Origin of the sequence: Salinibacterium xinjiangense (assembly GCF_014645015.1) — a bacterium.
GTDB lineage: Bacteria > Actinomycetota > Actinomycetes > Actinomycetales > Microbacteriaceae > Rhodoglobus > Rhodoglobus xinjiangensis.
In genome coordinates, this window is record NZ_BMLC01000001.1 from 1223836 (window position 1) to 1247290 (window position 23455).

Genomic DNA, 23455 nt, shown 5'->3' on the forward strand with positions numbered 1-23455 from the left:
GAGAAGGGTGGCCTGGTCGTCGAAGACCTGCGAGATCTTGTTGAACGGCTACCTGATCGGGCACCGTACTCACCGATCGAACCCAGATCGACGTGGCATCGGCCGTTGGTCCCCGGCACCAACGTTTTGGAGATCGTTCTAGCGAATACGCTCGCCAATCACTGCCGTCATCTCCCATCCCCCTATTCGCGCATGCAGAAACCGGGCGGGGAGATCGTTGGGGTGAAGTTCTGGGCGTCGAAGGGATGAGCAGTTATTCGCTATGACCCTCTAGCCTTGACTCCCACCATGGATCTGATTCGTGTTCCCGGAGCGAGATTTGAAGTGGCGCGGTGAGCTCTCACCACCGCTGGGTTATTGGATCTGCGGCGATGAGTGCCGTGTCGGCGTCCTAGTCCTCGCCGACGTATTCCATGGAGGAGCGGAGCAGTTCGCCGTAACGGTAGATGGAGTAGCTGCGGATGTTGCTCAAACTGAGCCGTTCGAGCACCCCTCGCGATGGAGTTGTTCATACGTCTCCATGTCGCTGCTGGCCACAGCGATGACGGACGCGATCCGCTTCATTGCTCCCCCTCGCCCGGGTATCGGAGCTCGATAACAGTGTGGTGCTCGTCCCACGACTCCATTCGCATAGTGAGTCCGAGTGCCGACTCGGTGACTGACACCCCCACCTCGGCTCCTGATCTCACGCAGAGGGCGCTCCTGGGGATATCGTCGGACGCTCGTCGGGGGAGCAATACACGGCCGCTCGTGGGTCGGCGAAGGACGTGAACGTAAGTCGCCTCGTCGTTCTCAGTCGCGACAACCCAATCGAGGGAAGTGGCGGTGGACCGGTCCGGCGCTGGCCAACGACTACTTGGGCGCGCCCCGACGATCGACTTCCGGATGGGTTTTAGGCGTCGCCCTAGCTCGATCAGCGCCTCGCGGACACCGGGCTCCCACCCGCCACCGACCAGGGGACCGGCCGCAATTGCTAATCCTCCACCGGTGATGTTGACCGCTGTCTGGATGGCCAAGTATCCCAACAGGTCCTCCGGGCTGAAGCCGATCTCGAATTGAGTGGCTCGACCGGCCCACCAGATGCTTCCCAATACGGTTGAGACGCTCTGGGTGCGGTACGCCGGCCAGTGGTCAAGGGTCGATTCGGCGAAGTCTCCCCAGCGGTAATACTCATGGTCCGCGACATCCGCAGAATAGAGATTGCCGTAGAAGTTCTGCTGGATGACAAGGTGTTCCGCTCTGCTGAGAATCGTTTGCCTCAGGCGTTCATAGTCCACGACCCACGTACTGTCGGCCCGCTCGGACCCTTCGTCCCAATAGATCGACTGCACGCGAGACCCGTATCTGTCTACTAGCTCGGCGTACGCCTCCGTTATGAAGTCGTTCCACCGCGAGAACACGAACGAGCGGGGATCCGGATCCGGGTTGCCGATCGGGGCGGTCGCGCCCCAGCCTGTCCGCTCCTGATCACGCCGATCCATATCGTGACCATCGCGGGGGTGAGTGTACAGCTGGGTCGCAATCCCCTCCTTCGATAGAGCTTCGATCAGTTCCCCGATGATGTCTCGTGACGAACTCGAGCGCTCGCCCCGCCAATGTGTCATTACGTCGCTGGGATACAACGGGAACATGCCTTGATGCCACGCCGTGAAACGAACGTATTCGACACCGAATGCAACGACGTCGGCAACGAACCCCTCAAGATCGAATAATGAGCACAACTCGTCCAGGCTGGCGGGCTTTCCAAACCCGTCGACCGAAAGCCCTGGGACGTAGTGGACGAAGATTCCGTAGTTGACATCCAGGCGACGCGGTCCATCTGGTGGGCCAGCCATTCCGCTCGCATTAGGGGCGTGAGCTCGGGGAACGGAATCGACTGCCATTTAAACGAGTCTCTTTCTAGGAATTCATCGGAGCTATCAGGAGTCAAGTCGCAATTATCTCACTATAAGTCGCGGAAAAATAGATAATGTATGTCAACTGCACTCTTATAGTTCGGATGATTACCATGGTCGCGCAACATTGTTGTCGACGAAATAGATAGGAACAGGATGAGATTGGGGCGTCTGGGGCACCCGGAGCGGGAGCTCCCGGTGGCGATCGTCGATGAACGGACTTACGACCTTCGGAGCGTCACGAACGACATCGATCCAGAATTGTTCGAGTTGGGCGGGTTTGACCTTGTCGAGCGGGCGATCCGGGACGGCGCGGTCGTGGAGTACCGCGAGCCGTTCGGACCCCGGTCTCCGCGGATCGGCGCTCCGCTGTCACAGCCAACCGCGTTAATTTGCATCGGCATGAACTACGCGGTGCATGCCGTCGAGTCTGGGTCGGCACCGCCGTCGGAACTCGTCCTCTTCTTCAAGCATCCCCATACGATCGTGGGGTCGAACTACGCGGTTCTGGTTCGGCCGCGCTCTGAGAAGACGGATTGGAAGGTCGAGCTCACGGTGATTGGCGGCAGACGGGCGAGGTATCTGAACTCCGAGGCCGAAGCTGTGACCCACGTCGCCGGGTTTGCAATCTCGAACGATGTTTCCGAACGCAAGAATCAACTTGAAACCGCGGGCGGTCAGTGGAACAAAGGCAAGTCTTCGGAGACTTTCAACCCGTTCGGCCACTGGATCATCAGCGCCACCTCAATTGATCATTCGGACGACCTGCGCATCCAATCGTGGGTGAACGGGCAACCACGCCAAGATTCGAATACGAGCGACCTTATCTTCCGAATCGGGGCGATCATCCAGCAGCTCATTAATGTCATGGTGCTTGAACCGGGCGACGTGATAAACACCGGAACACCGCAAGGTGTAGCGCTTTCGGGCAGATTCCCATTCTTGAGGGCGGGAGATGTCGTCGAGTGCGAGATCGAAGGACCAGGACCGCAGCGCCAGGTTGTCGAGAATGGATGGTCCGATGAGTGAGTCCGAGTTCTCCGGCTTGGTGGCCGAGGTGACTGGAGGGCGATCCGGCCTCGGCCTAGCAAGCGCTCGAGAGCTGTCCCGACGGGGGGCGTCGACCTGGATCCTCGACCTGGATCCTCGACCTCGATGCGTCCCCGCTAGATGGGCAGTTCACCGTCGTCGAATGCGACGTGGCCCACGATCAATCGGTGGAAAGGCCATCGATATCGTTGTCTCCTCCGCAGGGCAGCTGGATATCGTGATCGCCAACGCAGGGATCGGCGCACAGGGGACCATCGAGGACAACGACGGCGCCGAGTGGCGAAGAGTCTTCGAAGTTAGAGTCAACGCCGTCGTCCCCGGGACCGCGGACACACCGTGGATCGGTCGTCTCCTCTCCAGAGCCGCAGATCCTCAGGCCGAACGTGACGCTCTCGAGCAGCGTCAGCCACTGGGGAGCCTCGTGGGGCCTGAAGAAGTCGCCGACGTGGTAGCGCACCTCGCCTCGCCTCGGTCGGGGAGCACGACCGGAGTTATTCTTCCCGTCGATGGAAGAATGAACACTCTGCGCGTGAGACCCGGCAGAACGCATGATCATGGCTGATCGCATCCACCACCACCCGATGGAAGCACGTCGCCCTCTGGGGCGTCACGGTCTGATGGTCGGCCCTATGGCTCTGGGGTGCGCTCCGATCGCGAACCTCGGCCGAGAGGTGACTCCCGAGGACGCGTATGAAGCGATTCGAGCGTCATGGGACGCGGGAGCGCGGTACTTCGATGTCGCGCCCCACTACGGTCTCGGGCTCGGGGAGTCCCGCCTGGGTGCCGCTCTTCGCGACAAGCCCCGCGAAGATTACATTCTCTCGAGCAAGATTGGGCGACTTCTTGTCGAGTCGGGCGACTCTCAAAGCGACGACGAGGGATTTGCTGTCACGACGGCATTGAGGCGCCGGCGAGACTACTCCCGCGACGGAGTTCGGAGGTCAATCGAGTCGAGCCTCACGCGACTCGGAGTGGACAGGCTTGATATCGTCTTCGTTCACGATCCTGACGACTTCCGGGAGATTGCCCTCAAAGAGACTTTCCCCGCCCTTGAGGAGCTTCGCGAGGACGGACTTATCACCTCATATGGAGCGGGGATGAATCAATCCGAGATGCTCCTTGATTTCGTCATCGAGACTCAATCCGACGTCATGATGTGCGCGGGACGATACACGCTCCTCGACAGATCCGGGGCTGAGCTCATGAATGCGGCGATGAGTAGGGACGTTTCGATCGTTGCGGCGGGTGTTTTCAACTCGGGTCTCCTCGCTCGGGATGTGCCGGATGCCAGCGCAACATTCGACTATCTTCCGGCACCGTCCGAGCTCTTGGAACGTGCCCGCGGCCTCGCTGAGGTGTGCGCCGATTTCAAAGTTCCGCTCCCGGCTGCCGCAGCTCAATTCCCCTTACGACACCCCGCCGTCTCGACGGTCTGTCTAGGAGCCCGCACTGCTGAGCAGGCGACCAGAAATGCTGGCCTGTTTGGGGTGGGGATTCCGGAGGCTCTCTGGGCCGCGATCGATTCGCGTCGCTTCGAGCAGTCATCCTATCAATAGCTGTCATTTATGCTGGTGGGCTGCATAAATCTGGCGTTCTTCGGCCTTGTTCGCTTAACACCTCCTACCTTTAGGATGGTCGGATTGCAGAAAAGAGAAATATGAGCGTGATCATATCGATGGAGACCAGTGACATCCGGTTTCCTACCTCGATGAGTCTGGATGGCTCGGATGCGATGAACCTGGACCCCGACTACTCTGCCGCCTACGTACGGATCCGTACCGACGACCCCGACGAGCTCGAAGGACACGGGCTTGTATTCACGATCGGTCGCGGCAACGAGGTCCAGATCGCGGCGATCAGGGCGGTGGAGCACCACCTTCTTGGCCGTGACGTCGAGGAGTTGCTTTCGGACATGGGTGCCACTTCCCAGCTGATGATGACCGACTCGCAGCTGCGATGGCTTGGGCCTGAAAAGGGAGTGATGCACATGGCGATCGGTGCAGTGGTGAACGCGCTGTGGGATCTTCGTGCGAAGCGCGAGGGCAAGCCCCTCTGGAGGGTCCTGTCGGACCTCTCCCCCGAGGAGATCGTCAAATTGGTGGATTTTCGGTACTTGGGAAACGCTCTCACGCGTGACGAGGCGCTCGAAATCCTCCACCGAGCTCTTCCCTACCGGCAGTCGCGGGTGAATGAACTGCTCACCGCTGGTTACCCGGCGTACACCACCACTCCGGGATGGCTCGGCTACGACGACGCCAAGCTGGATCGTCTCGCTAGGGAAGCCGTTGCCGCTGGATTTCGGCAAATCAAGCTCAAGGTGGGAGCAAGCGTCGACGACGACATCCGAAGGCTCGGAATCGCGAGGGCTGCCGTGGGCTCAGAGGTCAAGATCGCGATTGACGCCAACCAACGTTGGGAACCGCAGGAGGCGATCGATTGGGTGGGTCGGTTGGCCGAGTTCGATATCGCGTGGGTCGAGGAGCCGACTAGTCCGGATGACGTTATTGGTCACGCTCAGATCGCAGAGGCCATCTCCCCCATCCCTGTCGCCTCGGGTGAGCACATTCACAACAGGGTTATGTTCAAGCAGTTTCTCCAGGCGCAGTCTCTCTCGGTTCTGCAGCTCGACGCGACCCGCGTCGGCGGTGTCAACGAGAACGTTGCCATCCTTCTTCTCGCCGCAAAATTCGGCCTGCGAGTGCGCCCGCACGCCGGTGGAGTGGGTCTATGCGAACTCGTCCAGCACCTCTCTATGTTCGATCTCGTCTCGGTTTCGGGGTCCTCGGAGAGCAGGATGATCGAGTACGTCGATCACCTGCACGAGCATTTCGTCGACCCGGTCGTGATCAAGGACGGTCAATACATTGCGCCGATGATGCCTGGTTCGGGCGCCGAGATGTACGCGCACAGTCGGATCGCATTTAGTGTTTGATCCTGTCGACCCGCTCGCCACGGTTGACGAGTGCAGCCCGATCTTCCACGGAGTTGGGGCGTCGGACCGTGGGTCCATCCCCATTGGTAATGGCGAACTCTGTGCCAATGTCTGGGTGGAGTCGGACGGCCTCCATTTTTATCTTGCTAGGTCCGATGCCCTGAGCGAACTCGACCGGACTCTTAAACTCGGCGAGTTCGTGGTCGGAGCTGTTCCCAATCCCTTTGACCAAGCGAGCCGCATCACCCAGGCACTGCAACTGCGGTCGGGCTCCATTGAGGTCGTGGTGGCCGGCGATCAAGGTGACGTGCACATCCAGTTCTTCATCGACGCCCAAGAGAACGACGCGTTCGTTCGTTTCCGGTCCGATGTCGAGCGGGACTTCTGGGTTGAACTACGGCAGTGGCGCACCGAGGCGAACTGGGTAACGGCGTCAGCCTCTATGTTCTGGGGAGACGAGGACCAGTCAGGCGCGCCGGGACTCGCTGAGGTGAGAGAATCCGCAGACGCGGTGGAGAGCCTCCCCGACGGGGTGCTCTGCTATCACGCGAACGGCGCGACGATCGTTCCTCACATTATTAGTCTCCACGGCCTCGACAGCGCAGCCGAGGCCGTTCCTGATCTGTTGACCGGGCGAACATTTGGGACTTTCCTCTGCACTGACCGTCCTTCGGAGGTAGTCGGGCCTCGGTTGACTGTGCGGCGCGCGCACAGTGTGAACGCGAGAGTCTCGACATTCAGTTCCCAAACAGGGCGACCGGCGCTCCATGTTTCCGAGGCTCGGCGAAGGCCTATCAACCTGGACGAGTGCCGTGAGCGTACAGCGCAATTCTGGATCGATTACTGGCGACGGAGCTGGATCGTCGTGCGCGGTGACGTGGGGACCCAGGCCGCAATGACCGACGAAGTTCGAAAGGCTTCACAGGGCAATTCGCTCCCGAAGTTGACCGCCACAGCGGCGTCCGCCGTGACTCAAGCCTATGTACTCTCGAAATGGATGAACGCGTGCGGGTCCCGCGGCGCGATGCCCATCCGATACAACGGTGCACTTTTCACCACGATGCCCGGTGGCGGCAAGCACCTCGCGCTCGAGTCGTTCGGCGAAACATTCACGGCGGAGCCTCTGGGCCACCCCACGATTCATTCGAATCCCGACGAGCGCTCATGGACCATTGAGCATTTGTGGCAGAACTTGAGGCTTCCGTACTACACCCTGCTCGCTCAGGGCGAGCCCGACGCTCTGCTTCCACTGTTTGCCTACTTCAGGCGATTCTGGGGAGTAAATCGTGCGCGAGCTCGGCTGCACTACCAAGCCCAAGGTCAATGGAACACCGAGATGACGCTGAGCTGCGGTCTGCAATCGCCGGGAATTTACGGGCTCGACAGGTCAGACGTTGCCGCCGGCTACGCGAAGAATCGATGGGGTGGAGCAATCAATCTCTCGCCGGGTCTGGAACTCTGCAAGCTCCAGTTCGATTACTGGCGCTTCACCGCCGATGATGTTTTCCTCGAGCGAGAGGTCCTTCCCTATGCTCAGGACCTGATCGACTTCGCGCTTTCCTTCTACGGGAACAGTGAAGGCGCACAGATCGAGTTTGGACCATTGAACTCGCTCGAGACCTACTTCGACACCACAAATCCCGTGGCGGTGGTGGCGGGCTTCCATCGACTCTTGCAGGACCTCCTTGGACTGCCAGCTCATATATCGATCGATCGCCGGTCGCTGGAATCCTTCCGTGACGCGCTGCCTGCGATTCCGACGGAGACCGACAGTTTCGGACAGACTTCGATCGCTCCAGCGAGCCAGTATGAGGCCCGCAGGATGAATGTAGAGAATCCCGAGCTGTATTGCGTGTTCCCTTTCGACCTTCGAAATTCGATCGGCTCGGATCTTCTCATGCATACGTGGGACAAGTGTTTGGAGAAGAGTGGGGTCTTCCGGCCGCGAGTGATCGGCGAGGAGCTGGGTGCGCCCTGTTTCGCAGGGTGGCAGTACATGGGGCCCGTGGCGGCAATGCTTGGTCGGCTGGATCTTGCCGCGCATGCGCTCGAATCGAACGCGGCGCTGTCGAACCCGGGATTCGCGTTTCCCGCAATGTGGGGACCGGTCTACGACGCGGTACCTGACACCGACCACGGGGCCAACATTGTGAACACCCTGCAAGCCATCGTGCTTCAGTCCGTGTCGGATCCCGAGTCCAGACTCCGACTGCCGAGCGATTGGACCATCGACTTCAAATTGTTCCAGCCGAACGGCTCAGCGGTCCAGGGAACAGTAACGCACGAAAGTATGAGGCTGTCCGCCCTCTAGAGGAGCCGCGCGATGTCGATGTTGTCCCTCAACCACCGCTCCACTCCAGCCACGTGTGCCATAGCAAGAGCCTCGGCGAGGCGAGAGTCGCCAATCTCGAGAGACTCGATTATTGCGCGGTGCTCAGCGAGGGTTTGCTCGACGGCATCCGACTGTGTTAGTCCGCGCCAGATCCTGGCGCGAACCGTGTTGCTGGAGAGCGACTGAGCGAGGGCCGACAAGTACGTGTTGCCTGAGGCCGCAGCGATCTGGGCGTGGAACTCCAGATCGTGCTCTACCAATTCTTCGACCGAGTTAGCAGTGTCCGCTAAAGCGACGTGATCCCGGAGCGCCTGGATCTGCGCCGGCGTTATCCTGTTCGCCGCCATCCCAGCGGCGGCGCCCTCCCAGATGCGTCTGACTTCGAAGAGCTCGATGACCGAGCTATCGGTGTGGAGATCCACGACGAACGTGATCGCTTCGACGAGTAATCGAGGCTCCAGACTGGTGACGTAGGTGCCGTCTCCCTGACGCACGTCGAGGACCCGGATGACCTCGAGCGCCTTGATAGCTTCTCGCATCGAATTGCGAGACAGCCCGAGTCGCTCACTGAGTTCTTTCTCCGGGGGAAGACGGTCGCCCGGACCGAGCTCACCTGAGATGATCATCGCCTTGATTTGAGTTATCGCTTCGTCGGTAACCGCCATAGCAAAACCTTACACATCCGATGGTTGGTGGGCGCCGTACGGTTGGGCTGTCGCTATCCCTTCGTGGAGCCAGAGGTGAGCCCGCTGATGAAGCTCCGCTGAAGGGCAAGGAACAGGATTAAAAGGGGCACACTGGCCACGAACATATACGCGAATGTTGTCCCGAAGTCCGAGGTGTACTGGCCGAGTGTTCGATAGAGCCCCGCCATGATCGTGGTGCCGGTGGCCGGGCCCAGGAGGATCAGAGGATTCACGAAGTCATTCCAGACCCACACGCTGACGAAGATCGCCACCGAAGCGGCAGCCGGGCGCGTCAATGGGAAGATGATCAAGAAGAAGCTACGCAACGGCCCCGCTCCATCGATGCTTGCCGACTCGTCCAGCTCCTTCGGGATACTCCGCACGAAGCGCGAGAAGATCAGCACCGAAAAAGGAACGAAAAAGCCCACATCGCTGATGATGAGAGCCGCATAGGTACCCATGATGCCAAGACCTCGGAAAGTCTGAGTCAGGGGGATAAGCAGAACCTGCGCCGGCACGGCCAGTCCCAGCAGAAGCGTGAGCATCAGAACCCGTGTCGCGGCCGAGTCATGCCTGGCGACGTAGTAGCCCAGCATGGCACCAAGAAGCACAACGAGAGTAACGACGGTCAAGGTGATGAGGCTCGTTCGCAAGAGGGTTGGCGGGATGTCTGATTCGGGGTTCGTGAGCACATTTATGACGTTGCCCATGGTGAATGGCGCCGGTGCACCGCCCGGATCGGCGATAATCTGCTCGTTGGTTTTGAACGTATTGATGATCGCGAGGTAGAGCGGCAGCGCATAGGCGGCAATCGCTGCGATTGCAACGATGTAGCGCATCGGAGAAGCGTGATCGGGATCGTAACGGTGCGTCATGTTCCTACTTCTCCCGCTTGGCGCTGATGGTGTAGCCCACGACGGAGATGAGCACGATGATGGAGAGCAGGATTATTGCCTGCGCGTTTGCAAATCCTGCCCGGTTCTCCTCAAAGCCGTGGCGGAGGATCTGAAGGGCGGGTGTGTCCGTGGCCCCAGCCGGACCTCCGCCCGTGAGCACGGCCGACACGTCGTAGCTCTTCACACCTCCGATGATCATCATCGTGGAAACGACGAATAACGACGGCTGAAGCAGCGGCCATGTGATGGCCCGGAACGTGCGGACGGGACCAGCGCCGTCAACCGATGCCGCCTCGAGGAGCTCGGACGGTATGGACTGGAGGCCCGCCAGGTAGACGACCGTCGAGAATCCGATCGAGGGCCATCCGCTGATAAAGATGACGCTCGCCTGTGCAGCGAGGGGAGTGCCCAGCCAGCTCGTCTGGAGCTCCGCGAGGCCGAGGAGCCCCAGGGTGTTGTTGAGAACTCCCTTGTCGGTCAGGATGGTAGACCAGATATAGGCGAGCACGACGCCGCTGAGGATCGACGGAACGAACGCGATCGTGCGCAGTCCGTTGAAGACCCGGCGACGACGGTTGAGAAGAAGGGCAAGGAGCAAACCCCCGATATTCGCGGCCAGAAGCAGGTAGACGGTTAGGACTGAGGTGAAACCCAACGCGCTCCAGAAGTCGGGATCGGTCAGCACGTCCCGGTAGTTGTCCAGACCGACGAATGGTCCCTTTGACGTTAGGAGGTTGAAGTCGAGAAGGGAGTATCTGATCGCGAGGGTGAGGGGGATGATGACCGCCACCGCGTACAGCGCGATGCCGGGTAGGCCCAGAACCGCGAAGGTTTGCGCTCCGTTCAACCGCTGGCGACTCAAGAACTTAGACATGGTTGTGTATTTCTCTTCCTACGAACGATCGACGGCCGAAGATGGCAGATGTTCGATTGTCTCGAATGGCGCAGCCGGGACCGGGTATTGAGCGCCCGGTCCCGGCTGTTTAGCTGTCGCCGTCTACTTCGAGAGCGTCGCCCAAGCGTCGTCCAGCGCCTTCACGAAGTCAGCCGATGAGCCTCCACCGATAAGAGCCTGGATCGCCTTGTCGTACTCGCCGGTCCAACCCGACGGGGCCATGTCGTCTCCGCTGAGTGTGTTCGGGAATCCGTACACCTGCTTGATCGACTTGTCCTCGTATAGCTTGAGGCCATCCAGAGTTGCCTGCGTGGTCCCCTCCGGAGGCGTGATGCCATCAATAACCGGGAACTGAGCGTCGTTCTTCATCTGAACCTCCTGAAGCGAAGTTAGTCCGGCCAGGGCAACCGCGACCTTCCTGGCCTCTTCGGGGTGCGCGGTTGTTGCGGAAATGTACAGCGACGGGCCGATGACAGTCGGCAAGATCGGAGTTCCATCGTCGGTCGGCATAGAGAAGACACCGGGGGTGAAGACGTCAGACTTGACACCGCCCCCCCAGCCGCCCATCGGCCACATCGCGTAGTCACCCGTTGCCCAGGCCGCGTTGGCCTGCGAGTAGTTAATGCTGAGCGCGTCAGAGTTGAAGGAACCAGCGTCGCGCAGCTCCACGAACTTGTTCACGGCCTTGACGAATTCCGGGTCAGAGAAGCTGACTTTGTCGGCCTTTCGCTGGATGAGCCAGTCCGGGTTCGAACCGAGCACGTCAGTACAGACCAGCGCGTTGAGGAGGAACTCCGTCGACCAGGTGTCGGAACCACTGGACAGCAGGAAGGGGGTCTTCCCGTTCGCCTTGATCGCCGCGGCGGCGTCGACCAACTCGTCGAAGGTCGTCGGCACACCCACGCCCGCTGCGTCGAAGGCGTCTGGGTTGTAGAAGACACCTGGGTAGATGAAGGTGCCGTTCGCCAGACTGTACTGCTTGCCATCTACGGCATTGAAGCCCGCGGGGATATTCAGCCCCTCGAAGTCAGACGCCTCATAGGGAAGGAGAGCACCGGCGTCGACGAAGTCCGTCAGCGGTACATCCCACAGAATGTCCGGCAACTGGCCGCTGGCCAGAAGTTGCTTCGCATACCCCTGGCGGTCAAGATCCGGCGTGTACAGGAGCTCAATCTTGATGTTGGGATTCTCCGCCTCGATGTCGGCGACGGCCTTCTCCCACGTCTCCTTAGTCACATTGGGGCTCGTGTAAGTCAGGAAGCTGAGCTTCACCTCTTCGGCCGGAGCCGCGGGCGCGCAGCCCGAAAGTGCAAGTGCCATTACGGCGGTAACAGCGGCGACCGCACCTGCTTTGCGCAATCTATACATCAATACTCCTTTGGATTGAAATTCAGTCCTCAGACTGGGACATAGTCAGCACGGAGAATTCCCACGCGAACTTGGTGCGATTGTTAGCATGCTCTTTCATCCGATGTCTGTCAAGCGGAAAGGTGCGCGGAGTGGGAATTGCAGCGGAAAAAGCGGAAAATAACGATTGGTCATTGGATGTATGACTCATGGATAGGGTCTGGCATCACTGTTCATGGTCTGCTCATACTTCTTCGAACTGGATCTGGAGTCGAGGTGCTGCGGTGGAGCTGAGATCGCGCGGAAGGAACACTGGGCGGAACGTCCGGCGATCAGCGGGAACCGTCGCCCACCGCAAAACTCGACCGATCTAGATCATCAATTTGATATCTCGGTGGTTCACCTGCCGACACCAGCAGCATTTGTCCCGCTTGTCACTGAACATCAGTGATTTCACGGGATTAGCGGGTCCGCTGCGTACTTGACGGAAATGCAGGTATCGGGTGGTGCAGGTCAAGTCCCACAATGGACCAGTGGAGCCGCACAATGAGTGGACTCGAGCGACGCGCGAAGAGCTGGAACCATGGATCATGGTCGCGCAGGGCACTCGTCTTGATCGTTTCGCAATCCATAGAATTGGCGCTCCAACCCTGGGCTGATTTCTTCGATCGAGACTTGACGGCGACCCGGTGCACGAGATGACAACTTTCTCTCGGGGGCACCTCGATGCGGCAGTCGATCGTCTGATCTTATGGGCCGACCACGCCGTTCCTCTGAAATTTCATCCGGACACGATCGTCTCTACAAGCCGGTCGTGACGAGCTCCTTGGGGGCGCTCGGTGTGACCCATCGCACGTTCGTCGCCCCGGCCTATCCTGAGATGGCGCGGTTCGCAGCTGAGTTTCTCCGGTCGGCTCTAGCCGGCAGCGGCAGACGTAGCGGTGAACCCCGGCCCCGATCGCGTTGAACGGCTCTGGCGCTCCGAGGCAAGCGCGGCGCACGGCAAGCGCCACCTATTCCATGTAGGAGACGAAAAGCTCTCCGTACCGATAGATCCAGTAATTTCGAACGTTCGAATCGTGAAGCAAACACAGTACCCACTGCCAGACGCTCTTGTGCACGTCCTCATATTGCTGTCGATTTTCGCTCGGGAATACGATTACTGCATAGAGTCATCGTATATCTGCTCCCTGTATTTGATCCGATGAAACAGTAGCGAGCGGGTTCATCAGCGCTCTTTTTCAGCGTTTCCCTTGTTATCCATCCGATGTTTATGGATGATATCGGTAAACGTCTCGGTTCAGTCCGCGCACCAGGAGGAGAGTCAACGATGACAATTTCTGATCACACTCGCGCCAGCTCGAGGCCTTGGTTGCGAAGGGCGGCCATGGCCGTCGCGGTTTCTCTGACGCTGTCGATTCCGCTGTCCGTGCAGGAGACGGCAGGTGCGGCTTACGCGACCACCACACCTTCTAATCCACCCCTCGGGTCGGACGCCAACCGATACAGGTATGGGTTGAACATCACCTGGACGTCAGGTGGCCCCGGATCTGCCAACGCCATCTCCAATAGCGATGGCACAACGACGATTGGCGCAAATCCGTTCGCTGCTTCCTTCGATGTCAACAAACTCGTGACCCAGATCGCCGCATTGGGATTTGACTACGTACAAATCACCGACTTCCACGGGGCCGGGACCGTTTTGCACCCTTCAGCGGTTCTGGACTCCTGGCGTGGTGCTGGATACGCCTCCACGGTGGACGTCATTGGGCAGCTCATTGACGGCCTCGCGGCGCGAGGGATCGCAACCTTTTTGTTCACCCATCCTTTGGACGGCCACGACTACTCCGATGCGCAACAAACACTTCTGGGCGTCAACGATCCAACCGGAGGCTATAAGAAGTGGAATGACTTCATTAACGCCTTCTACGCAGAGTTGACAGATACCTATGGCGCAAGGATTGCCGGAATCGGTTTCGACAGCGAGCTGGGCCTCTCGGACAACCCCCTCTGGGCGGGGAAGCTTGACATGCCGAGACTTCGGAACACTATCCTCTCCCGCCAGCCCGACATGTGGCTGGGCGCGCTGGCGTATCCCGATTTGGGAAATGGTGCCGGGAAGAACCTCGTCGATTTCTCGCTGAAGGAGGGGTTTCGACCTAACTGGTTGGGAGGCGGTTTGTCGCCCACGAACTACGACATCAACCAATGGCCTAGCTTCCGCGCCGCTGCGAACATTGTCACGCAGAATCACTGGGCGACACTGGGCGACTACGCCGGTGCAGGGTTCGAAAGAGGTTCCGCTCTCAACAATTTCGACGCGACAAGCGGTGGATGGTCAGTCGAGAACTCCGAGCTTTCTGGAACATACGGCACGGCAGCTCTGACAATACCGAGTGGAACCCAGTCCGAGACGGGCTGGTCGGACACGTTCTCCGACGCCACCTACCAGTTCGACTTCCGAATTGCATCGGATTCTGGAAACTCCTCAAACTGGGCGGGACTAAATGTTCGAAAGAACCTCACCTCCGACGCCGCGACCTCGAGCGGATATCTGATTATTTTCAGAAATAACGGAGAGATTCAGGTTTCTAAGCCGGGCGCTGTACTTGCGAGTGTCTCAACGGGCTTGAGCTTTTCCGCCATGACTCATGTGGAGGTTCAGAACTCTGGCGGTCGACTTCTCGTTTACGTTGGCAGTGAGTCGACCCCGCGCATCGATGTCTCCGACTCGACGTACTCCTCCGGTTTCACAGGTTTCGCAGCTAGTGGAACTCACTCTTACTTCGATACGTTCTTTGTGGAGCGGCGATGGTCTGACAATTTCAGCACCGCAAACGCGTGGCAAACGGACTCAGGGACGTGGGCGGCGAGTTCGGGCGAATTCTCTGGGGACGAAGGTCGGAGCACAGTCGCCGGCAAGACATGGAAGAACGTCAGCATTAACGTTGATCTTCGGATCACCAGCAACAAGGGAAATTCAAGCAACTGGGCCGGCGTGCAACTCAGGAAGACATCACAAGCCGATCAATTCTTCACTAGCGGCTATCTCGTATACGCCCGCTCGAACGGCGAAGTGTGTATCCACAAGGCCACAGTCGGCAATCTCGCTTGTGCTCAGTCTGGATTGACATTTTCGAACAGCACTCACTTGAAGGTCGTCGCCGATGGCCCACAACTGCGTGTTTACGTTGGTGCGTCCGCGACTCCTTTGGTTGAAGCGGCAGACTCAACCTACGCAAGTGGCTACGCGGGACTATCTACCTCCGGCGCCACAGCAAGGTTCGACAATTTCGCAGTCAATGCCGCTCCCTTAAGCGCGAGCAGGCTTTCTAGCAGCCAAGTCTTCAGATACACGGTACTTCAAGCCGGAGCTGCCACCGAGGGCCCCGGAGTGGGTTGGTCCTACAGCCCCTTCAGCGACGGGCAATGGGAGGTTGGCGCGAAGGAAACTCTGATAGCGGTGAAAGCGTTGATGGATCCGGTCCGGTCTTCGATCATCGGCACCATGCCGAGTAATTCGTACCCGTTAGCCACTTCTCAACGAATCATGGATTTGCCCAACGGTATCGTCGCCACCCGGAAAGTCGATGACTCGAGAGAGTACATTCACGTTCTGAACCCGCCGACTGGAAACACGCTTCAGCTTCCGGCGCCAGCGGACGGGAAGACATTCAGCTCGGCGAGGCTCCTGGCAAATGGAGTTAGTGTCGCACTCGCGCAGAACTCCAGTGGCGTCACACTGACGCTTCCAAGCGGCCAATCCTGGAGTTCAACAGACACGGTTATCGAGCTCGTGACCTCGAACATCGGATCGGGTCGATACGGTGGCACGAACTACATGTTGAAGAGCCTCCAAGACTCGTACCTCCTTCGCGGAACCGGAAATGTCTACACAGGTACCTCAACGACGTTCAACGTCGCTGGGGTGCCGCTCTCATGGGTAGGTGTCGAGGACAGGTGGACACTCGCATACCTCGGCGGCGACCGCTACAAGATCGTCAATGAGTTTCGGGACAAGATGCTCCGGATGATGCAGGATGACTATTCTGGCAATGCTGATTTCAGCGCCGTCGCGATGGTGCCGAATGGAACGCCCTCAACCTCTGATCAATGGGTGATACAAGCCTACGTAACGGGCGGTCTCCGAATCGTGTCCGTCGGATTTGGAAGACCGCTTCACAGAACGGGAGATCCATACATGGGCAGCAGCACTGTCAAATCAATCATTGGCGTGCCGATGTTCTTCAACTCGAACGAAGACCTCTGGTCGCTCGAGCGCTAGGTGGTTGGGCGCCCTCCTCATCCGGGACGGGCGCCCGACCTTCTCAGAGTGTCGGTTCGAGGATCGTATCGGCTTTGTCCCACAATTCGGGCAAGACAGTGATGTGTGTTGCACCGGCGCGACCATGCTCCCGACAGCCTCGAAGAAACCATGTACCCCTGGCTCCCATCCATTGCCCGCGAAAGGGCCAGCGGCCAGAGCCAATCCACCACCGCTCAGATTGGCTGAGGTCTGAGCTACCAAGTGGCTAAAGAAGTCCCGGGCCTTGTAACTGATGCTCGATGAGGGATCTGGATTGCTCGCGCACCACAAATCTCCGACCACGGCTGAGACGCTTCGTGCTCGATACGCCAGGCAACGGTCAGCATCGGCGAGCGTGAGCTCTCCCCAATGGCAGTACTCGTGATCGGCGAGGTCTGCCGTGTATAGGCTTCCGTCGTAACCCTGTTGGACCAGGGTATTCGGGGCGCCGGCACCAATGAGCACATTTTCGGTGGCGTCCAGCAGCCAGCACCCGTTCAGTGGCACAGCATCCCGTTCACGCAACGTCATTGTCGTCACTCGCTGCGCATCGGCTGGCGACCTTAGGCTGCTGCGCCTGCGCAATGCCAGTGCAGATGCCGCCTCGGCCCGGCTGCCAGCGTCGGTTCCGGCAGATTGACTGGAGGTCAGTAGGTCAACTTGGTCCGGTAGTCCAGATCCCATACAAACGCTGGGCTCAGGAGAGCCGGACAGGCCGCATTCCGGCCTGAAATCGGTCCCAAATGTTTTCAAGTGTGGGCAAAATATGGGTAGAAACCACAACAGGCCCGACCGCCTTCCAGAGGAAGTGGAGTTCAGACCTGTTATTTATGGTGCATCCGGAGCGATGTGAAACCCCGGCCGATTGATCCGGAGTCGAAAGCCGGATGCCCGGAGTTATGCGGAAGTGACTGAAAACCGGCCAAAACAGGGGTGACTGGGCACGACTCCGGTGACGCGAGTTGACCAGGATGCTGCCCAAGGGTGGGTGAAATGTGGGCACGGCTTTTCTGATCTTCGCGCCAAGACAATGACCAAACCGCGGGGCAGGGCAAAACGGTTACCGTACCCTGCGGCAGACCCTGTGGAAGATGTACGGGTCAGCTGGAATCATGCGATGAATATACGGACTGATGTCGACTTAGTGTGCTGACTATTGGTCCTATTGAGTGGACCAGCCTTGATCCTTAGCTAATTACCAAAGCGGTGATTACACCGATCGTTCAGTGCCCCGTCCGACCTACGATTGCTCGCCCGGCCTGTCGCACCGCCGCGTCGGGTGAACGCCGTTCCCAGGACCGGAAACGAGACGCGCGCTCTACACCTGGCCGCACAGTAGAGGGTTCGTCGCTTGGCCGTCACAGGCCTCTGACATTCGAGGGAGGTGCAGGGCTGCGTTTCTTTGTAATAATCCAGAGGTTTCGGTCGCCAATCCTTGTGTAGTGCAGGTCGTCGACGAGAGCCTGGATGAATGCGATGCCGCGGCCGGACTCCGCCAGGTCGTCCTCAGGAAGTCCGTGGGCGACCAGCTTGATGCCGCCGTCCTCCGCGCTGTCACTGAGCTGCGCCGTCATACTGTCCTCCTCGACGCGCACGGTGAGGGTGCAGGACACGCCCAGGCCGGTATCGGCGTGCTGGATCACGTTGGAGGCCAGCTCGATGAGGGCGGTGGTGAAGGTCATCCGGTCCATGTCGTTCAGGTCGGGGTGCCGGTTGAGTTCGACCTCGACGAAGTCGTGCACGTCGTTCACGTCGGCCGGCGGGGCGATCAACCGCAGGATGCCGGCCGGTTTAGTCATTGTAGGCTGCCTCGGTCGACTCGTAGCTCTTGAGTACCCGGTCGAGGTTAGATAGCTGCAGCACCATGGTGACTTGAGCAGTCAGCTGGGCGATGCGTAGATCGCCGCCTGCTTGCCGGGCGCTCTTCAGGCAGCCGATCAGCGCGCCCAGGCCTGACGAGTCCACGAAGTCGATCCCGCTGAGGTCGACCACGATGCGCGTGCGACCAGTGCTGAGCGCCTCGCTCACGGTCTCGCGTAGCGCGGCCGCTGACACCATGTTCAGCCGGCCCACGCCACGGATGGCCGCTATCGTGTCGCCGATGGGTAGGGTCTCGAATTTCATGCGTTGCTATTCTCCTTGGGGTTGTGGCCGGTGTATCGGGCCGCGGTGACGAGAATGCCGAGCACGATGAGGTCGTACACGGCCCAAAAAATGTTCACGGCGCGTGCACGGCGTCGGCCACATTGGCGAAAGCCTGCCGGTACGCCGAGGGCTGTTGCCCCCACGACGTCCAGGAGCTGTTCATGTCGGGGGCGAAACGTAGGCAGGCAGGTCCCGTTCGCGCAGATCGTCAACCAACTCGTCGGCGACGCCCGCGTCCACATCCGACAGGTCCACCGTAGGCGTGAGGGTGATCACGGGCAATGCCCCCTGACTTTGCACCTGGTCCAGAAACTGGTCGAGGTAGAGCTTGCTCGATTCCGGTAAGGGCACGCCGGCGGCGTGTTCATACACCGCGCTTGGCGATGCCAGCCGGTCCGCCTGGTCCTCGACGCTATCGGCGGACCAGTCGAGGATGGAGCCGAAATACGCTCCGGAGTCCGGCGTCAGCAAGTCCGCGGCATCGCCGCCGCCATTCGTTTCGCCTTGAAGGGCAGCGGCCGGGAGTGCGGCAGGCCCCATCAGCAGCGCAAGAGCAAGGGTGGCCAGGACCAGGAGGACAGAACGGCGGGACACTCCTCGCACGTTGAGACCTTTCCGGGTCCCCCGCTGCACCTGCGTGAGATACCTGCATACCGTACTTTTTCTCATATTAGTGGACAGTGGACCCCGTGAATTCCGATGACCCCACGATGCCCTACTCTTACGACACAAGAGATTTTCACCGCAGCATCATGCCGTGGTACCCGAGTGAATCTCCCCCACCGGGGGCTTGCATGCGCGCACACCGTCACAGCCGATCTGCGCTCGCGGGTTTGGTCGTGCTACTGACAATCCTGGCCGGATCCGCCAGCCTTACCGGCACGCCCAGCGCGGCGGCCGCGGCCAGTACGGCCACTGGTTCGTTGAGCCCGAACCTCGGCCCGATGGGTTCCACCTCAACCGTCAACGGACGCGGATTCCCAAAGAACACAGCGGGCACGGTAACCATAGGCAGTACCAGTCTTGCCATGAAGACCAGGGCCGACGGAAACTTCAGCACCGACCTCACGGTTCCCGACGCCACAACCAGACTCCTGCCGGTGACAGCAACGCTGGGCAAAGTGACGGCCAGCACATACTTCACCGTTACTTTCGCCGCCGTCTCCACCGCCGCGGACCCGTCCGACGCCACCCTCACCCAGCAGCCCTCTATGACGAGCGCCCCGATCAGCACGTCGAAGCTCCGCTTCGGGGTCGCCACCCCGGGTGGCGCCCTAGCGAACTCCGAACTCGACGCGGTCGCGGTTCTGGTGAACGAGAACCCCTCGATAGTGATGTCGTACAAGGACTTTAACCAGTCCGTTTCGATCGCCGAGCTCGACTCCGTTCGGGCGCGCGGCGCCACGAGCTTGATCACCTGGGAGCCCTGGGCCTGGGGCGGCGGAATCAACCAGCCGGCTTACTCCTCTGACAACATCACCGCCGGCGCCCACGACGCGTACCTAACCAAGTGGGGCCAGGCGCTGGCCACCTGGGGTAAGCCGGTGATGCTGCGCTATGGCCACGAAATGAACGGCAACTGGTACCCCTGGTCGGACGGCGTGAACGGCAACACCACGGGCGACTACGCCGCGGCCTGGCGCCATGTGCACGATGTCGTCGTCGCCGCCGGTGCCACGAACGTATCTTGGGTGTGGAGCCCGAACATCCCGTACACCCGTTCCACACCGCTGACCGGCCTGTACCCGGGCGCCACCTACGTCGACGTCGTCGCATTGGACGGATACAACTGGGGCACCTCGGCCGCCTGGAGCACCTGGCAGGCGCCGGCGACCCTCTTCGACGCCGGGCTCGCCCAGCTGCGGACCCTCGCGCCCGGGAAGCAAATCATTATCGCCGAAACCGCCTCAGCCGAAGCCGGCGGATCAAAAGCCGAGTGGAACACCGCCCTAGTGGCCTACCTGGCGGAGCAAACCGACGTGACCGGCTTCGTCTGGTTCCACTTCCTCAAAGAAACCGACTGGCGCATCAACAGCTCAACGACATCCACGACCGCCCTCAACAAAGCGCTGGCTGCTCGTTAGTGCCATGCGACTGCAGTCACCCCGCGCCTCTTTGCCAACAGTGCCCTTGACAATAGCCCGTCCAAGAAAAAGGTAAGAATGTTCGCGAACGAAATAGTCGGAATTGACAACGCGGTTATTCGAGGGATGAGCCAGCTAAACCGGGTATCAACGTCTCAGTTGGGCGACACCTTTATCGGACTAATCGACGACAATGCCTGAGTGCACGATCGCCTTCCGCACCCCTCCCGATGAAGTCGGCGTCGTGCATTCCGCTCTCGAGACGCTATGGGCGCGGGAAGGCGACGTTGACGAGATGGACCGGATGATGTTCGAGACAGCGATCGTTGAACTCGTTTCCAACGTCATCCAGCACGGCACGTCCGAAACCACGATCATTTGTAACCTCACACTTTCAGCGAATGAAGCCACGCTGAAGGCTGTTCTCGAAGATACTGCGTCTCCTGCACGAATTGACTTGAGTCCACGGGACATGCCGGACGAGTTCGCGGAGACCGGCCGCGGTCTGGCGTTCATCCAGGCACTCGTCGATGACTTCGAGTACCACCGAATGCAAGATCGCAACATCTGGACTCTTACCAAGCTGCGCCACCGCAAACCATGACCGGTCAATCACACAACAAGCACTCGACGATCCGAGCGCTGTCGATTTCGGCGGTGATGTTGGATGGGTTTCCGCCGCTGGTCAAACAGCTCCCGGTTGTACTGCTATTCACGATCGCCATCTTGGTCTCGCTCATCGTGCCCACTGCCCGCATCACCAGCGTGCCTGCTCTGATCGCAGCCACGGTGTTATTGGCCGTCGCGACCGGCCTTGCGGGTTTTCTGCCACGAGTGGACCTGGGCGAGCGGTCGGTCCTGGTAGTTCCTGTGATCGATTTTCTCGTCATCGGAGTTCTACGCTTTGCAACAGGTGAGAGCTCATCGATTTTCGCATCGCTCGCTATCCTGCCAGCCGTTTGGATCGCCGCGTCACCCGGCCGCCGCCACATCGCCTACGCGTTTGTTGGTGTGCTCGGTGGGCTGCTCGTACCCTTCTTGCTCGGGTCGACCCTCGAGAACAATCCAAACGAGATCGCACGTGGCCTGTTCTCCGCTTGCGCATTCACCATGGCTGCCGCCGTGGTCAACGATCTCGTCCGTCTCGCTCGCGTAAATATTAGCGATCTCCAGGCCAAAGAACAGGCGACACTCACGGAACTGCAGCGAGCCTTTGTGGTGCAGCAGGCCCTTTTGCCTACAAGCGGCATGGGTGCCACAGGCTATGACTTTGCAGGCATGTGCCTTCCCTCTAAAGCGATTAGCGGCGATTTTTTCGACTGGTACACAGCCAGTAACGGCATCGCGATTACCTTGGGGGACGTGATGGGAAAAGGTGTCGGAGCTGGCATCATCGCCGCCACAGTTCGCGCCGTCGTGCGAAGCGCCCGCAACCATGACGACCTCGCCATCGCGCTTGATCGCGCATCTGATGCCCTCGCGACGGACTTAGCTGACGCGTCGACGTTCGCGACAATGTTCCACGCTCGACTCGACGAGAACACCGGGATCGTCCGCTACATCGATGCCGGACACGGTCTGACTATCCACGTCCGCGCCGAGGGGGCTTGGAGCCGGCTCACCTCCTTCGACCTTCCCATCGGACTGATCTCCGATGAGGCGTGGACGGTCGCCCAGTTCCGATTAGAACCCGGTGACACGCTTGTCAGTTGTAGCGACGGCATCCTGGACCTCTATGACGGCACGGTCGAATCCCTCCAGCACATCGCAGACATCGTCGATTCCTCCGAGGATGCCGCCGATGTCCTCGACCGGGTTCGCGCGGTCATCACAGGCGCCGACTTGACCGACGATGACATCACCGTCGTTGTCCTTCGTCGCCTTGCCGTGTAGATAACTCGGGTTCTGCACTACAAGCGGCCTGTCGGGCATCACTATATAGCGCGGCGTGGCATCTCCCGCCAAGGCACTCACAGCTGAACTGGCAAGGACGAGCAGAAGGGCGAAAATTCCAGACGTGCCCTACAGCTTGGTTACCTCTCTTGGTGTGGAGATCAGGCAGGGATGGATGTTTGCTCAGAGGTCAATAGGTCACCTTGGCCCAGTGGGCCAGAACTCAGACAAATAGTGGGAGATCACACGCAGAAAAGCCGCATTCGCGGCCTGAAATCGGTCCCGAATGTTTTCAAGTGTGGGCAGGATGTGGGCAGAAGCCACAACAGGTCCGACCGCATTCCAGAGGAAGTGAAGGTCAGGACTGTTATTTATGGTGCGCCCGGAGGGATTTGAACCCCCGGCCTATTGATCCGTAGTCGAAAGCCAGATACCCAGAGTTATGCGGAAGTGGCTGAGAAACCGCCAAAACACTGGTGACTGGGCGCGATCCCGGTGACACGAACTGACCGGGATGCTGCTCAAGTGTGGGTGAAATGTGGGCACGGCTTTAGTGATTACTGCTCATTTTGTGTTGTTATGCTTGAAGATGTTGGTGACAGTTCTGCATCAGAACATCGATGGCAGTCAGAGGGTTCTGGGTCGCCGTCCTCCGGGCCAACCGGAGCGAACGTATTTAGTTCCGGGCTTGGCGGGCCTGGATGATGCCGTCCCCTGCGACGGTCGCGTAGCGGATGCCCTCCCAGTCAACCTGTCGCTGGAAGTTGATCCAGCCGGGAAATCTCCGATGGAATCGGTCGGTCTTATCACTCTGGTTGAGCTGATCACGCTGGCCCTGAAACTCCTCGAGTGTTGCAGCGAGGGGATGCTCGTCGAGGAAGCGAAACAGTGCCCGGCAGGGGCCCTATTTGGTTCCCCGTTTCGGGGTCTTGCGGGGGTGCTGGGCTGCGCTAGATTTTAGCTACACAGCCCCCCGGTCCCGTCGGGTGTAGGT

18 protein-coding genes are annotated in these 23455 nt (G+C 59.7%); 9 read left to right on the forward strand and 9 right to left on the reverse strand.

Annotated elements, in window-relative coordinates; all coding sequences use genetic code 11:
- Positions 1 to 560 precede the first annotated feature (560 nt).
- Positions 561 to 1835 carry an alpha-L-fucosidase gene (locus IEW81_RS05745; protein ID WP_179691788.1) on the reverse strand — a complete coding sequence of 425 codons (1275 nt, stop codon included), beginning with the start codon at positions 1833 to 1835 and terminating at the stop codon, positions 561 to 563.
- Between the two features lie 258 nt (positions 1836 to 2093).
- On the opposite strand from IEW81_RS05745, the gene IEW81_RS05750 reads away from it, so the two are divergent.
- The 5 genes from IEW81_RS05750 (at position 2094) to IEW81_RS05770 (ending at position 8188) form a co-directional block, all read left to right on the forward strand.
- Positions 2094 to 2924: a fumarylacetoacetate hydrolase family protein gene (locus IEW81_RS05750; protein ID WP_308421885.1), complete on the forward strand. Its 831-nt coding sequence runs from the start codon at positions 2094 to 2096 to the stop codon at positions 2922 to 2924.
- The gene (locus IEW81_RS05755) at positions 2917 to 3507 is read left to right on the forward strand and encodes an SDR family NAD(P)-dependent oxidoreductase (protein WP_308421886.1); all 591 of its coding nucleotides are present in this window, start codon (positions 2917 to 2919) and stop codon (positions 3505 to 3507) included. The genes IEW81_RS05750 and IEW81_RS05755 overlap by 8 nt, the downstream gene beginning before the upstream one ends.
- The gene (locus IEW81_RS05760) at positions 3500 to 4501 is read left to right on the forward strand and encodes an aldo/keto reductase (RefSeq protein WP_229671250.1); all 1002 of its coding nucleotides are present in this window, start codon (positions 3500 to 3502) and stop codon (positions 4499 to 4501) included. Before IEW81_RS05755 ends, IEW81_RS05760 begins: the two co-directional genes overlap by 8 nt.
- Before the next feature lie 101 nt (positions 4502 to 4602).
- The gene (locus IEW81_RS05765; RefSeq protein WP_097060036.1) at positions 4603 to 5877 is read left to right on the forward strand and encodes an enolase C-terminal domain-like protein; all 1275 of its coding nucleotides are present in this window, start codon (positions 4603 to 4605) and stop codon (positions 5875 to 5877) included.
- Positions 5870 to 8188, forward strand: coding sequence for a DUF5703 domain-containing protein (locus IEW81_RS05770; RefSeq protein WP_097060035.1), 2319 nt, complete (start codon positions 5870 to 5872; stop codon positions 8186 to 8188). The genes IEW81_RS05765 and IEW81_RS05770 overlap by 8 nt, the downstream gene beginning before the upstream one ends.
- On the opposite strand, the gene IEW81_RS05775 is transcribed toward IEW81_RS05770, so the two are convergent.
- From IEW81_RS05775 to IEW81_RS14760, 5 genes are all read right to left on the reverse strand, one after another.
- A complete protein-coding gene (locus IEW81_RS05775; protein ID WP_097060034.1) occupies positions 8185 to 8874 on the reverse strand; it encodes a FadR/GntR family transcriptional regulator in 690 nt (229 codons plus the stop codon). The two genes, IEW81_RS05770 and IEW81_RS05775, sit on opposite strands and share 4 nt — an antisense overlap.
- A gap of 53 nt (positions 8875 to 8927) precedes the next feature.
- On the reverse strand, positions 8928 to 9770 hold the full coding sequence (locus IEW81_RS05780; protein WP_097060033.1) for a carbohydrate ABC transporter permease: 843 nt from the start codon (positions 9768 to 9770) through the stop codon (positions 8928 to 8930).
- 4 nt (positions 9771 to 9774) lie between these two features.
- On the reverse strand, positions 9775 to 10665 hold the full coding sequence (locus tag IEW81_RS05785; RefSeq protein ID WP_097060032.1) for a carbohydrate ABC transporter permease: 891 nt from the start codon (positions 10663 to 10665) through the stop codon (positions 9775 to 9777).
- A gap of 123 nt (positions 10666 to 10788) precedes the next feature.
- Positions 10789 to 12006, reverse strand: coding sequence for an ABC transporter substrate-binding protein (locus tag IEW81_RS05790; RefSeq protein ID WP_188732685.1), 1218 nt, complete (start codon positions 12004 to 12006; stop codon positions 10789 to 10791).
- Between the two features lie 1040 nt (positions 12007 to 13046).
- Positions 13047 to 13193 carry an L-rhamnose mutarotase gene (locus tag IEW81_RS14760; protein ID WP_097060030.1) on the reverse strand — a complete coding sequence of 49 codons (147 nt, stop codon included), beginning with the start codon at positions 13191 to 13193 and terminating at the stop codon, positions 13047 to 13049.
- Positions 13194 to 13420: 227 nt separating this feature from the next.
- Here IEW81_RS14760 and IEW81_RS05800 point away from each other — a divergent pair, with 227 nt between their 5' ends.
- Positions 13421 to 16318: a ricin-type beta-trefoil lectin domain protein gene (locus tag IEW81_RS05800; RefSeq protein WP_097060029.1), complete on the forward strand. Its 2898-nt coding sequence runs from the start codon at positions 13421 to 13423 to the stop codon at positions 16316 to 16318.
- 1379 nt (positions 16319 to 17697) lie between these two features.
- On the opposite strand, the gene IEW81_RS05805 is transcribed toward IEW81_RS05800, so the two are convergent.
- From IEW81_RS05805 to IEW81_RS05815, 3 genes are all read right to left on the reverse strand, one after another.
- Positions 17698 to 18138, reverse strand: coding sequence for an ATP-binding protein (locus tag IEW81_RS05805; RefSeq protein WP_097060028.1), 441 nt, complete (start codon positions 18136 to 18138; stop codon positions 17698 to 17700).
- Entirely contained in the window at positions 18131 to 18463 is a 333-nt protein-coding gene (locus IEW81_RS05810) for an STAS domain-containing protein (RefSeq protein ID WP_097060027.1), read from the reverse strand. Before IEW81_RS05810 ends, IEW81_RS05805 begins: the two co-directional genes overlap by 8 nt.
- A 180-nt stretch (positions 18464 to 18643) precedes the next feature.
- On the reverse strand, positions 18644 to 19078 hold the full coding sequence (locus tag IEW81_RS05815; RefSeq protein WP_097060026.1) for a hypothetical protein: 435 nt from the start codon (positions 19076 to 19078) through the stop codon (positions 18644 to 18646).
- A gap of 245 nt (positions 19079 to 19323) precedes the next feature.
- On the opposite strand from IEW81_RS05815, the gene IEW81_RS05820 reads away from it, so the two are divergent.
- The 3 genes from IEW81_RS05820 (at position 19324) to IEW81_RS05830 (ending at position 22461) form a co-directional block, all read left to right on the forward strand.
- Positions 19324 to 20568, forward strand: coding sequence for a glycoside hydrolase family 26 protein (locus IEW81_RS05820; RefSeq protein ID WP_229671251.1), 1245 nt, complete (start codon positions 19324 to 19326; stop codon positions 20566 to 20568).
- Between the two features lie 193 nt (positions 20569 to 20761).
- Positions 20762 to 21172 (forward strand): ATP-binding protein, encoded by a 411-nt coding sequence (locus IEW81_RS05825; RefSeq protein WP_097060024.1) that lies wholly within the window; start codon positions 20762 to 20764, stop codon positions 21170 to 21172.
- Positions 21169 to 22461, forward strand: a complete 1293-nt coding sequence (locus tag IEW81_RS05830) for a PP2C family protein-serine/threonine phosphatase (protein WP_097060023.1) — start codon at positions 21169 to 21171, stop codon at positions 22459 to 22461. The genes IEW81_RS05825 and IEW81_RS05830 overlap by 4 nt, the downstream gene beginning before the upstream one ends.
- The last annotated feature ends 994 nt before the right edge of the window (positions 22462 to 23455 follow it).